14 protein-coding genes are annotated in these 13347 nt (G+C 40.7%); 8 read left to right on the plus strand and 6 right to left on the minus strand.

What is annotated here, in order from left to right:
- Positions 1-85 precede the first annotated feature (85 nt).
- From AC5YCD_RS05860 to AC5YCD_RS05885, 6 genes are all read left to right on the plus strand, one after another.
- Positions 86-520, plus strand: coding sequence for an HIT domain-containing protein (locus tag AC5YCD_RS05860; RefSeq protein WP_004976660.1), 435 nt, complete (start codon positions 86-88; stop codon positions 518-520).
- A 25-nt stretch (positions 521-545) separates the two neighbouring features.
- Positions 546-2009, plus strand: a complete 1464-nt coding sequence (locus tag AC5YCD_RS05865; RefSeq protein ID WP_496129213.1) for an adenylate/guanylate cyclase domain-containing protein — start codon at positions 546-548, stop codon at positions 2007-2009.
- 216 nt (positions 2010-2225) lie between these two features.
- Positions 2226-2732: a low molecular weight protein-tyrosine-phosphatase gene (locus AC5YCD_RS05870; protein ID WP_496129129.1), complete on the plus strand. Its 507-nt coding sequence runs from the start codon at positions 2226-2228 to the stop codon at positions 2730-2732.
- Positions 2733-2740: 8 nt separating this feature from the next.
- Positions 2741-3778: a UDP-N-acetylmuramate dehydrogenase gene (gene murB / locus AC5YCD_RS05875; protein ID WP_496129214.1), complete on the plus strand. Its 1038-nt coding sequence runs from the start codon at positions 2741-2743 to the stop codon at positions 3776-3778.
- A 3-nt stretch (positions 3779-3781) separates the two neighbouring features.
- Positions 3782-4867, plus strand: a complete 1086-nt coding sequence (locus tag AC5YCD_RS05880) for a YdcF family protein (protein WP_496129130.1) — start codon at positions 3782-3784, stop codon at positions 4865-4867.
- Positions 4868-5896: an alpha/beta hydrolase gene (locus AC5YCD_RS05885; protein ID WP_496129131.1), complete on the plus strand. Its 1029-nt coding sequence runs from the start codon at positions 4868-4870 to the stop codon at positions 5894-5896.
- Between the two features lie 36 nt (positions 5897-5932).
- On the opposite strand, the gene AC5YCD_RS05890 is transcribed toward AC5YCD_RS05885, so the two are convergent.
- Complete coding sequence (locus AC5YCD_RS05890) at positions 5933-7603, minus strand: FMN-binding glutamate synthase family protein (protein WP_496129132.1); 1671 nt, start codon at positions 7601-7603, stop codon at positions 5933-5935.
- A 205-nt stretch (positions 7604-7808) separates the two neighbouring features.
- On the opposite strand from AC5YCD_RS05890, the gene AC5YCD_RS05895 reads away from it, so the two are divergent.
- A complete protein-coding gene (locus AC5YCD_RS05895; protein WP_496129133.1) occupies positions 7809-8453 on the plus strand; it encodes a response regulator transcription factor in 645 nt (214 codons plus the stop codon).
- Positions 8454-8489: 36 nt separating this feature from the next.
- Here AC5YCD_RS05895 and AC5YCD_RS05900 read toward each other — a convergent pair whose 3' ends face one another.
- The 5 genes from AC5YCD_RS05900 to AC5YCD_RS05920 form a co-directional block, all read right to left on the minus strand.
- The gene (locus tag AC5YCD_RS05900) at positions 8490-9662 is read right to left on the minus strand and encodes a ribosomal protein uL16 3-hydroxylase (protein ID WP_496129134.1); all 1173 of its coding nucleotides are present in this window, start codon (positions 9660-9662) and stop codon (positions 8490-8492) included.
- Positions 9663-9871: 209 nt separating this feature from the next.
- Positions 9872-10336 (minus strand): SMI1/KNR4 family protein, encoded by a 465-nt coding sequence (locus tag AC5YCD_RS05905; RefSeq protein WP_496129135.1) that lies wholly within the window; start codon positions 10334-10336, stop codon positions 9872-9874.
- A gap of 61 nt (positions 10337-10397) precedes the next feature.
- Entirely contained in the window at positions 10398-10700 is a 303-nt protein-coding gene (locus AC5YCD_RS05910) for a hypothetical protein (protein ID WP_496129136.1), read from the minus strand.
- Positions 10701-11028: 328 nt separating this feature from the next.
- On the minus strand, positions 11029-11622 hold the full coding sequence (locus tag AC5YCD_RS05915; RefSeq protein ID WP_496129137.1) for a Maf family protein: 594 nt from the start codon (positions 11620-11622) through the stop codon (positions 11029-11031).
- Entirely contained in the window at positions 11622-12005 is a 384-nt protein-coding gene (locus AC5YCD_RS05920; RefSeq protein WP_496129138.1) for a DUF2237 family protein, read from the minus strand. The genes AC5YCD_RS05915 and AC5YCD_RS05920 overlap by 1 nt, the downstream gene beginning before the upstream one ends.
- Before the next feature lie 140 nt (positions 12006-12145).
- Between AC5YCD_RS05920 and AC5YCD_RS05925 the strand changes: the two genes are divergently transcribed.
- Positions 12146-13333: a phosphoglycerate kinase gene (locus tag AC5YCD_RS05925; protein ID WP_496129139.1), complete on the plus strand. Its 1188-nt coding sequence runs from the start codon at positions 12146-12148 to the stop codon at positions 13331-13333.
- The last annotated feature ends 14 nt before the right edge of the window (positions 13334-13347 follow it).

A 13347-nucleotide genomic window follows, 5' to 3' on the forward strand; every position in this document is an offset into this window, starting at 1 on the left:
TGAAAGCTTTATTCGGGCGTACTCAGGGCGAAATTGATGTGATAGTATTAGCCATCACTTTCATTTTGCGTCATAAATAAAGAATATGTTTAGTTTGCATCCACAACTTGCTCAAGATACATTTTTTGTCGGCGACTTTCCGCTCTCTACATGTCGTTTAATGAATGATATGCAGTTCCCTTGGCTTATTCTAATTCCACGCGTACCAGGGGTGACAGAATTATACGAACTCAGCCAAGCTGACCAAGAACAATTTTTACGTGAATCAAGCTGGTTATCTAGCCAATTATCACGTGTTTTCCGTGCCGATAAAATGAATGTTGCTGCTTTAGGTAACATGGTGCCACAACTACATTTTCATCATGTGGTGCGCTACCAAAATGATGTGGCATGGCCAAAACCAGTATGGGGTACGCCGGCTGTGCCATATAGCAATGAAGTGTTAGCGCATATGCGTCAAACTTTAATGTTAGCCCTACGTGGTCAAGGTGATATGCCATTTGATTGGCGTATGGACTAAGTCTGCGCTATAGGACGAACTCGTGTTGCCATTAGATTATTGGCTAGATCGCGAACCCAAGCAATTTAGCTATTTCCATCGTTTGATGGGATATTCGATGTTGTCCTTGGGTTTGTTGGTTTATACCTTTACCACTGATGGCAGCTATGCACCCCTGTATTTACCACTCTTGTTTATGGTGGTGTTGTTACTTAGCCCACGTTTAGCGCAGTGGTTACAGTATCGCTATAGCGTGCAAGTACAACGCAATATCTTGTTTTTAATAGATATTGCCATGGTTGCAGCGGTGCTCTCTGCAGTACATTTAAATCTGATAATTACCTTTTGTACCTTTGCTGCGCTGATTTACAGTACAGTTAATAGTAAAATTTCCTTCTTTATGATGTCTTTGGCAGGACTTTGGGGCATTACTGTCTTTTATCTTGCCAATATTTTTGTCTTTGGTTTTGGGGAGTATTTTGCCTCAGCCTCTACAGAACTTACGGTTTTGGCCTTTATTTGTTTAATTGCTTATTTTACTGTAGGGTCCGTTTATCAAGCACGCCGTGTTTATAGCGCTTCACAAAAACGTGAATACTATTATTCACAAATGAATCGCTATATGGAGTTTGCTAACCAACTGAGTCGTTATGCGCCGCAGCAATTGTGGCAATCGATTATGAAAGGTGAAACCGAAGCCAAAATTGAATACAAACGTAAAAAAATGACCATCTTCTTTTCAGATATTGAAGGTTTTACAGAACTCTCAGAAACGTTGATTCCTGACGATCTTGCCTTTGTCCTGAATGATTATTTAAGTCATATGACCGAAATTGCCAAACAATATGAGGCAACGGTTGATAAATTTATGGGCGATGCAATTTTAATTTTCTTTGGTGATCCAACCACACAAGGGGTTGAGCAAGATGCCAAGACCTGTGTAGATATGGCAATGGCCATGCGTCAGCAAATGAAAATTTTACGTGAACGTTGGATCAAGATGGGCTATCCAGCCTTACATATTCGTATGGGGATTAGTACAGGCTACTGCCACGTCGGGAATTATGGTGCTTCGCATCGTATGGCCTATACCATCGTTGGGCGTGATGCCAATTTGGCTGCCCGCTTACAAAGCGCAGCCGATGTAGATGAAATTCTGATTTCCGATGATACCTATCATTTAATTAAAGATGATTTTCTATGTGCGCCTAAACAACCCATGTTTTTAAAAGGCATTCAGTTGCCAGTAAAAACTTGGCAGGTCATGGAAAAACACAGCGCACGCCAAACCGAATATCAGCGTTGGTTCGATTATGAATATAAGGGCTTTCATCTATTGTTAAATTTAGATGAAGTGCAAAATTTTGAATATCCAGAACTGATTCAAGTGTTAGAAAAAATGGTGCAACGTATTCAAACCCAGCAACGCTTAGTCAACGCCCATGGTGTAGTGCGTTTAAATCTAGAAGATGAAGTGGTGGTAGATATTTTGGACGCCCCTACACGCTAACAGTGTCAAAGCTTGAGAGAAATGGGTGGAATCAATATCAGTCAACGCTGTCATTTAAGCAGGGGTGAACAGTATTTTAGCTGATTTATTTTGCGCCTATAGCACGATTATTTGCAGTAAATTTATACCTAATTCCACATTTATCCTGCCAAAGACAATAGGATTTTTGCCCCAAATCTCGTAACATAGACTGCTCTATATGTTGTGAGGTTTTCTATGTCATCCCCAACGCCCTATCAGGTGTTATGTGTATGTTTAGGCAATATCTGTCGCTCTCCTACGGCAGAGGTGGTGCTTAGGCAACATTGTGAGGCAGAAAAACTCTCCATCGATATCGATTCTGCTGGGACCAGTAATTATCATCCCGGTAAAGCGCCTGATCTACGCAGTCAACAGCATGCAAAATTGCGTGGTTATGACTTATCGCACTTGCGTGCACGTCAGATTCAACTTAATGATTTTATTCAATTTGATCTGATCTTAGCGATGGATCATGACAACTTAAAGAATCTAGAGGCCTTAGCACAACAAGCCAAACAGCACTTTGGTTTTGTACGAGCTGAGTTAGCTTTAATGAGCGCACATGATCCGATCTATCCAAATCAAGCTGTACCTGATCCGTATTATGGTGGTAGCGCTGGTTTTGAACGGGCACTTGATCAGTGTGAATCGAGTAGTCGCGCATGGGTCGCTTATTTTCAACAACAAAATTCACAGGTTTAAGAGAAGCCATGAATATTCAAAACAACGTGCAACTTAAACCGTTTAACACCTTAAGTCTAAGCTCAATTACCTCCCACTACGTTAAAATTCAAAATGTGGCGGATGTGCTGGATGCTGTGGCTTATGCGCATTTAACTGATTTAAATATTTTGGTGTTGTCAGGTGGCAGTAACATGCTTTTGCCTGAGCATGTGCACAGTCTAGTCTTGCATATGGATATTCAAGGCATTGATGTTGTCGCAGATGATGCTGAGTACCAGACTGTACGGGTGGGTGCAGGTGAAAACTGGCATCAATTTGTACTGTGGACGACACGCCAACAATTATATGGATTACAAAATTTAGCCCTGATTCCGGGTTTGGTGGGGGCTTCACCGGTACAAAATATTGGTGCCTATGGGGTTGAGGCGGGTGAATTTATTCAGTCAGTCCAAGTCTACGACCGTCAACACAAGCAGTTACGTTCCATTGTAGCGGCTGATTGTGATTTTGCTTATCGACATAGTGTGTTTAAAGATGAGCCAGATCGTTACATTATTACCCATGTTACCTTTCATTTACCCAAACGGGCCGAACTGAAGCTTGGCTATGGCGACTTAAAAGCAGCAGTGGGCGAAGAAAAAACCTTAGAAAACCTACAACAACAAGTAATTCAGATCCGTCAAAGTAAACTGCCAGATCCAAAAGACTATCCAAATGTCGGTAGTTTCTTTAAAAATCCAGTGGTGACTTCACAAGTCTTTGCGCGAATTTCGCATGAATTTCCTCATTTACCACACTATCCGCAGGCCAGCGGTCAGGTTAAATTGGCTGCAGGTTGGCTCATTGATCAAGCGGGTTGGAAAGGCAAACAATTGGGCAAAGTGGGCATGTTTCATAAACAAGCCTTGGTCTTGGTCAATTATGCCGATGCGAACCTAAGCGATGTACAGGCCACTTACCGTGCGGTACAGCAGGATGTGTATCGTAAATTCCATATTCAGCTTGAACCTGAGCCCGTGCTGTTTGCAAAAGATGGTTCACTTTGTGCGCATACGGACGCCTAATTGATGTTGCGATTGGTGCGCTTTGCGGCGATCTTTTTTGTCTTTCTCGGTGTATTTATTGTATTTTTATATTCACCGTTTTATTCAAAATTGGTGGTGAAAACACTGAATCAATTTGTGCCGGTAGATGTCAATCCAGTAGCGGCCAGCAGTCAAAAGCGTGGTGTGCTTAGTCCTTCAGAAAATTTGGAGCCGGGCTCTGAGCTGTGGATTGCGCGCCAAGCCTATCTGGCTGTCATGAAACAGCAGATGCAAAGCAATAACTCACATACGCTGACCTTGGTGCATGCACGTTATAAGGCTTTACAACAAAAAATTGAGGCGCAAAAGCAGGAGCGTACTCAACATGAGTTGGCTTTGCCCTTGTTTGCCGCAGAGCATGAAGCATCATTAGCCCAAGAAAATCAGCTTTACAGCTTTGATTTACAAAGCTCAGCCAATCAAGCACTCATGCAGCAATATCGTGATTTTTTAATCACGCATCCGCTTGACATCGATGCAACGCCAGTAGATGAAGAGATTTTCCAAGATATTGCACTGATTCATCAACAGAATGCACAACTGACACAGACAGCGCATGAACCTTATGCCATTGTGGTGTTAGGGGGCGGTTTGACCTTAGCCAAAAATGGCAAAGATATTATTGTCAATGACTATACGCGCTTACGTTTGGAAACCACTTTAGGCATGGCCAAACAATATCCAATGTTGCCTATTGTACTCAGTGGAGTTGAAGCACCTTATATGCAGCGCTGGTTAAAACTACGTGGACTAGATGCTCAGCTTTTGGAAAATCGTAGCATGAACACCTGTGAAAATAGTCGTTTTAGTTCTTTATTATTACAAAAAAAAGGTGGTGCGCCACGCGTGATTTTAATTACTGATGCTTATCATATGCCACGTACTCGGCGTTTATTTGCTTTAAATGGCATTCATACTGTGCCAGTTGAAGCCCCAATGCCCACCGAATTAACCCAGTGGCAACCCAGTATGCAAAATTATGATCATAGCCGCCGTGCCAATTATGAAATGTTAGCCACTCTACGTGATGTACTGTTAGGCTCAAGCGATTGCCGCGAGGTGCCATAAATGTCCAATATTCCATTTTTAAATCCGAGTATCTTAAAACAACTTAATTTGCCGGTACCGAGCCGTGAACAGACACCACAATTTTTACCTGAATTAAACTTAACTCAGCCAGATCAACCTTCTGTAGAAATTCAAGCCTATCGGCGCTTATATGGTTTGGATCAATTGGAGGCTGAGCACTGGCAGGGCTTTATTCAAATGCCATTGTTTAAGCTGCATGTACAAGTGTTTAAGCCCAAAGTGGAGCAGGTTAAAGGCACGGTATGGGTACTACATGGTTACTTAGAACATAGTGGGATTTATCAGCCGATCTTCCATGAATTGCTCGCGCAAGGTTTTAGTGTTTTAACCTATGATTTGCCAGGGCATGGCTTAAGTGATGGTTCACCGGCCAATATCCAAAATTTTGATCATTATCAACAAGTATTACATGCGGTCTATCATCGGGTCAAAGATGCACCGCAGTTGCTTGGTCCTTGGCTGGGAATTGGACAAAGTACTGGTGGGGCAATTTGGATGCATCATTTACTTGATTTTGCTGAGCAACGTAAAAATCCTTTTGTACAGCGTGTGTTGCTCTTATCGCCTTTAATTCGTCCGGCCAAATCGGCCTGGTGGCATAATCCTGTGGGATTGGGGATTATTCGTCGTATTAAACGCCAAGTGCCACGCCATTTTAGACGCAATAACCATAATCCAGAGTTTTTACGCTTTATCCGTTTAAAAGATCCGTTACAGCCGCGCATGATGGGCATGGATTGGATTTTAGCCATGTCAAAATGGATGCTGCAAATGGAATTGCGCCCAGCTTGCCGTATTCCTGTTTGGCTCGCGCAAGGGGCGCAGGATCAGACCGTAGACTGGCGTTATAATATTGAATTTATTCGACGAAAATTCCGTCTGCAAACTTTATTAATGTTAGAAGAAGGCTCACATCAGTTGATCAATGAGCGCGCTGATATTCGTGCTGCACTCACCGGATTGATTCCTGCCTTTTTACATGCCCAAAGCAGTGGCGATTATTATTAACATACCTATGAAAAAGAGGCTGTAAGCCTCTTTTTTTTAAAACTGTTCTAATTGAGCTAAATTCCACATTCGATAATAGAAATTATCTTCATCTTTTAAATGTGGATTTAATAACTCATTGGGCTTGAGCCAAAAATGCAATTGGGCATAGTTTTTAATTTCGCGATCATTGACACGCTGTGCTAAATGATGAGCCTTTACATCGGCAGGGTGACATAAACCTGCTGAGGCAATCATTTCAGCTAAGGCGTGCATGGTATTTTGATGAAAATGGAACACACGCTCAGCTTTGGTGTCGACATGCAGCGCTTTTTGGCGATCTTTATCTTGGGTAGCCACACCAACAGGGCATTGATTGGTATGACAACTCTGTGCCTGAATGCAACCAAGAGCAAACATAAAGCCACGTGCTGAGTTACACCAATCGGCTCCGGTGGCCATAATGCTGGCAATATCAAAAGCACTAATAATTTTACCACTGGCGCCTACTTTAATTTGCTCGCGTAGACCTGCACCTACCAAGGTGTTATGTACAAATAATAAGCCTTCTCGTAACGGCGTTCCCATGTGATTAATTAGTTCAATAGGCGCGGCTCCTGTGCCACCTTCAGCGCCATCCACCACAATAAAATCGGGGATAATTTGCGTATGTAGCATGGCTTTGACCATACTCATAAACTGCCACGGTTGCCCAATACACAATTTAAAGCCCACGGGTTTACCACCGGATAAATCGCGTAATTGTTGAATAAAGTGCATCATTTCAATGGGGGTGCTAAAAGCAGGATGACGTGATGGCGAAACACAATCTACCTCACGACTCACTCCTCGAATTTGCGCAATTTCTGCACTAATTTTATCTTTAGGTAAAATACCGCCGTGACCAGGCTTCGCGCCTTGTGATAGTTTAATTTCAATCATTTTAACTTGGGGGAGAGCAGCTTGTTTAGCAAATTTCTCTGGATCAAATTGGCCATCTAAAGTTCGACAGCCAAAATAACCACTTCCCAATTCCCAAATAATATCGCCACCATGTTCTAAATGATAAGGACTAATACTGCCTTCACCTGTATCATGATAAAAATTCCCCATCTGTGCGCCTTTATTTAAAGCTCGAATGGCATTGGCACTTAAACTGCCAAAACTCATGGCAGAAATATTAAAAATAGAGGCTGAATAGGGTTGGCTACAGGCGTGATTACCAATGGTAATACGAAAGCTTTGTGGGTCTGCAGGTTTACACGGGTTGAGGGCATGGGTCATAAAACGATAATCGGCTTGATAGACATCAATAATCGAGCCAAAAGGCTTATCGGCATTTTCATTTTTAGCCCGTTGATAGACCAGACTGCGTTGCATACGTGAAAAAGGCAGCGCATCTTGATCAGATTCAATAAAATATTGACGAATCTCAGGACGGAAATCTTCAAATAAAAAGCGAAAATGTCCCATAATTGGATAATTTTTTAAAATAGAATGCTTATTTTGGAGCACATCATATAAACCCACTAAGCTGAGTAGACCAGTGATCAGCCAAATACTATTGATGACTGTATCTGACATAAAATAATACAAATAGTGCGGGTCATAATATAAACGTAACCAAGTAAGAAATAATGCTAAAAAAATACAAGCGAACCAAATCGAATGTCGTGAAAAGAAAGTATTAAGTAATTTATGTCTGACGAGTTGAGCCGGTCCTGCCATTTCAGCGTGTCCTATTTTTGTCGTTTTAGCTACTGTGCCAAGATTTAAGTACACGCTCAAGTAGGGAATTGTGAAAGTATTTTTAAATCAAGGGATATTAAAACTACCCAATTTAAATTATGATTGATAAAAAAATAAATGATAAGTTTAAAATAATCCAGCTGAGCGATGACCTGATCAGCTGAAATAATTGGGGGAGCTCAAGATGAGCCAAACACAGCAGTATGCAAACCCGATCGGGATTTATAGCCAAGATGTGCAATTTTTTCAGCGTTTTTATGCCTTACTTCAACATATGGGCCATGTCACAGTCACGCTTTTTGAGCAAAGCACACTACAGCATCATCATGAAAAGTTATGGATTATTGATTTAAACGCAGCTGAGGTAGACGCGGTATTACATCGTTTATTACAGCAGAGTAAAGATGTATTTGTAGTGGCAGATTTAAGTCAAAGTGATGGCATTATTCGTGCGATTCATGCAGGGGTAACAGGGTGTACATTATCTGAACGTGATGATGCAGAAATGCTGTTAGCATTGCGAAGTTGGAGCAGTGGCGATGCCCCGATTGACCCCGCGATTACCAGACGGCTATTAGCGTCATTATTACAGCAACTGCCGCAGCAACAAAATATTCACGCACTGGTTAGCTCTGAAATTGAACTGACCAACCGAGAAAAACAAATTTTACAACTGGTGGCAGAAGGGCTATCTAATCAACAAATTGCCGAAAAACTGTATGTCTCCAGGCATACAGTTGATAGCCATATTAAACATATTTATCGGAAGCTTGAGGTGACCAAACGCATGCAAGCGGTCAGTACAGCGCGCAATTTAGGCTTATTATAAAAATGCCCAAGCGAACTTGGGCATTTCTCTGATGTCTTAAGCTTGCTGGTCTTCAGCAGGTAATAACATCAAAATAGATTCATTGAGTAAGCTTGCAATATCCTCTAATAAATCAGCATCATAGAAGCGATCGTCCATCAATACCACTTCGCCATCTGCCAATTGTTTTAAAATATCGCTTGAGGCATCACTTAGACATAAGCCTTCACCATTGGCCCAAAACAAGGTTTGACCGTCTTCTTCGCTATACAAGAGGCGCGATGCAGGTTCTAGCATCAATGAATAGCCTAAGCCTAAAGCATCTTCTAGGTCACCCGTACCAATTTCTTCAGCTTCAGGAATATTTTCAGGATATTTCGCTTCAGACATTAAACTCATAATTGCATCTTCAAGCACATTTGAGTTTTGCAGCTGTGCCATGAGCTTGTCTTTTAAATATGCCAATTCATTTACAGTGACTTCACCCGCCGCACTGAGTTGATCACGAATAATATCGCGGATTGGATTACGTAACACTTCATTGGCAGAGAATTTATCACTGACGCGATCCATCATATCGCTGACATTTGGCATACGGAAACCAAAAGAGAAAGTCAGACATTCATCTTCAGCCACACCATAGTGCGATAAACCCGGTGGAACATACAGCATATCACCCGGTGCTAACACTTCATCAAAATGCACATCCATTTCTGGCAATAATTTTAATGGCTGATTAGCTAAAAACTCGGTGTCGGCATCACACATTTGACCAAGCTGCCAACGACGATGACCATGAGCTTGTACTAAGAACACATCATAAAAATCGAAGTGTTTACCTACTGAACCACCTTTGGGTGCATAAGAAACCATGATGTCATCACGACGCCACTGTGGAATAAAAGGAAACTTTTTCCAAAGTGCTGCTAAATCAAAAGAATAATGATCGACAGCCTGAACCAAAACGCTCCAAAGTTTAGGCATTTTTTGGAAATCGGCTTTAAGTAGAGGTGATGATTTGACTGACCATTGATTTGGATCACGGTCTTTTTGTTTGATTAAACGTGCAGTGACGTTTTCATCGAGTGCCAATTCCATGACATCGTTTGGTTCTAACAAGCCAACAATTTCAGGCATGGCATTACGAATCAGGAGAGGTTTTTTTTGCCAATATTCGGCAAGGAATTGTTCAGCGCTGATACCGCCTAAGACGTCTAAAGTTTGGGACATAACACATACTACAACTAAATTTTGCTTATTGTCCCTTGAACGCTATAAGTTCTGCAAGTGACAGGGCTTTAAAAGCTTGTATTTTCTTATAGGCCAGCATAATGCAAGGAGATTTAGAATTGGTGGGAACAGTGATTCTTAAGAAATTGGACATTTATTTGGGCTTATATGTTAATTTTATATAAGAGATTTTATGTTAATAATTTCATTTATCTTAGCAAACTTAAAAAATTATCAAAACTATCAGAGACTTCGACTAATTTTAATTTAGGTTGTCCATATTGATCTTTAATATATTGATTATGGTGGATAAGAACTATGTTAGGACGATTAACGTCAGATCGGTAGTCAAATCCGATATAGTCACCACCACCATTGAGTCCAAAGATGACTACTCTGTCATGCCCATATATATCCTGATCTTGAAAGTTTTCAATATCATCACCTCCTATTGGCTTTCCAAAACAACAAAAGCTTATGCTAGATTCTTCGAGTATATTGTTAGAATCTTTATATTCAAAGCTATTCTCCATAAATTGCACGCCATTGTGGGAAGCAATCAGCTTTTTATAATTTAAAGGAAAATTAATTTTATTATCTTGCTCAAAACTCTCTATGACCTTTATATCGATCGGTCCAAAGTCATACATAATATTTAAGTTTTGATAAGGCATTTGATTGTTTACCTGCTGAGAGTAGTGAAATTTCGTATAACAGCCATTATGTTAAATGGCTTTAATTTTGCTTAGCCTTATATTCATTAAATGCTTGAAGCATTCGCTCTTTCTGTTCTTTGGCAGCATCTGGATATGAGTAAAATCTTTCATAATCTTTTCTAAATTGGCTGCTTTCAATTCTTTTAGCTAAGTCATCAATAAAACTTTTTCCTTGAGTCTGATATTGCTGAATCGTTTGTTTATCTAGGCAGATCGTTTTCGCCCAAGAAACTGCACTCATATTTATACAAACATTGAGGTATATATTTTCGCTATCCTCATATAGTTCCCAAAAATAAGGCTCTATTTCTATAAGTTGCATTTTACTAGTATTTCCAAACTTTTAATTATTTCTAAAATTAACATAATACCGGTTATACGAAATGAGTCTTATTAGTTTATAAAATTCAATGATTTAATCAAAAAACCTAGATTTAAGCAGTTGGGCTTTTTAAGTAAATTAGATCGTTCCACGCTTAGTATTTACACGATACTTCACGATTTTATGTAGAAAGATTAAATATAAAACAAGCTATTGCTATTTCACTTAAAAATGCTGTGCAGATCAAATATGCTTGAGACTTTTTTATTAAAATATTATCAAAAGACCAAGTTAAATGACTCGGTCTTTTTACAAAAAAAAGCCTAGATTAAGGCACTAAAACCTTTAAATCACGCAAAATTTGGCACAGCTTAATCATCGGCATACCCATTAATGTGGTTTGGTCTTGCCCAATCATCTCTTCAAATAAACTAATGCCTAAACTTTCACATTTAAAACTACCGGCACAGTGTAACGGTTGTTCAATTTCAATATAGCGTTCAATTTCAGCTTGAGACAGGCGGCGGAACTTGACTTTATAGTGTTCAACAATGGTTTTTTTAAAACCCGTTGATTTCTGTTGCACGCTTAAAGCTGTACTAAAGTAGACAATTTTATTTGAATTGGCTTGTAGCTGACGAATGGCCTTGTCAACAGTTAACGGTTTTCCCATAAAAATATCAGGTGCACCCTCACGCCAAGCTACTTGATCAGAACCAATCACAATCGCCTCAGGATGTAATTCGCTAATCGCTTTGGCTTTTTCAAAAGCTAAACGTTTGGCTAAATCATCAGCATGATTTTCACCTTGTGGGCTTTCATCAATATCTGGCACGATAGTTTGATAATCAAGATGTAAGCGATCCATTAAGGCTTTACGCGTTTGACTTGATGAAGCCAAGATGATTGAAGAATTATTCATTACACTGCATATTCCATAAGCACGTGAAGAGGGACGTAAGATAAAACGGCTTGATGGCACGCTTGTACCTTAACAGGCGGGGCAACGCCGGCTTGATAGGCTTCTACCCACCGGCTGACACAAATACACCAAAAATCACCCGGATGTAGGCCAGCGAAGCCCACCTCAGGCAAAGGAGTAATTAAGTCATTGCCAATTTTTTGTGAAAAATTGAGAAATTCTGCGGTCATTTGGGCACACATGGTGTGCTGACCGAGATCAGTGCTGGCAGTGTGGCAGAATCCATTGCGAAAGTATCCTGTAATCGGATCATAACAACAGCTGGCTAAAGGCTCACCTAACACATTAAAACGATTGAGTTTTGGATCTGGATGAATCGACATAGGCGCTGAAATCAGAAAAGACTTTTGCCTATCATAGCAAAACTTTGCATTTAGGCGGCTTTTATACAAAAGTTGCTAACCTTTTTTTGCATAATCATTTAAAATCACCGCGTTTTTGATATTTATAAAGTGAGCTATACATGAACTTTCAGCGTATGACTGACCTCGATTTAGCAGGCAAACGTGTTCTAATCCGTGAAGACTTAAACGTTCCTGTAAAAAATGGCGTAATTACCAGTGATGCGCGTTTACGTGCCGCGTTGCCAACAATTAAAGCCGCTGTAGAAAAAGGCGCTGCAGTCATGGTGTACTCACACTTAGGTCGTCCTGTAGAAGGCGAGCCAAAACCTGAGCAATCGCTTGCGCCAGTTGCTGCGTATTTAACACAAGCACTTGGTCAAGAAGTGAAATTATTCACTGACTATTTAGATGGCGTAGAGGTAGCGCCAGGTCAAGTGGTATTACTTGAAAACGTACGTTTTAACCACGGCGAAAAGAAAAATAATCCAGAGCTTGCACAAAAATATGCCGCGCTTTGCGACGTATTTGTCATGGATGCTTTTGGTACAGCGCACCGTGCTGAAGCTTCAACTGAAGGCGTGGCACGTTTTGCTCAAGTTGCCGCAGCAGGGCCTTTACTGGCAGCCGAACTTGATGCTTTAGGCCGTGCCTTACAAACGCCTGAAAAACCAATGGTGGCGATTGTTGCAGGTTCTAAAGTTTCAACAAAACTTGACGTATTAACGTCGCTTTCTGATATCTGTGATCAATTGATCGTAGGTGGTGGTATTGCCAATACATTCTTAGCAGCAGCAGGCTATAACGTAGGTAAATCATTATGTGAAAATGATTTAATCGACACAGCCAAAGCCATTGCTGCCAAAGTTTCTGTACCGCTTCCAACGGATGTTGTTGTTGCTGATGCTTCAGAAATCAATTTTGATGACTTCTTAGGTTCACTCGCTGCTGCCAAAGCAACTGTAAAAAAAGTAGCAGATGTATCTGATAACGATATGATTTTAGATGTAGGTCCAGAAACTGCGCAAGCATTTGCAGAGATCTTAAAAACCTCTAAAACCATTCTTTGGAACGGCCCAGTGGGTGTGTTTGAAGTGGATCAATTTGGCGAAGGCACAAAAGCATTATCTTTAGCAATTGCTGAATCTGCTGGTTTTTCAATTGCCGGTGGTGGTGATACTTTAGCTGCAATTGATAAATATGAAGTTGCTGACAAGATTGGCTACATCTCTACAGGTGGTGGTGCATTCTTAGAGTTTGTAGAGGGTAAAACCCTACCTGCAGTTGCAGCGCTGATCGAACGCGCATAAGTTTCGGTTGATTA

Source organism: Acinetobacter sp. CY05, assembly GCF_059515805.1.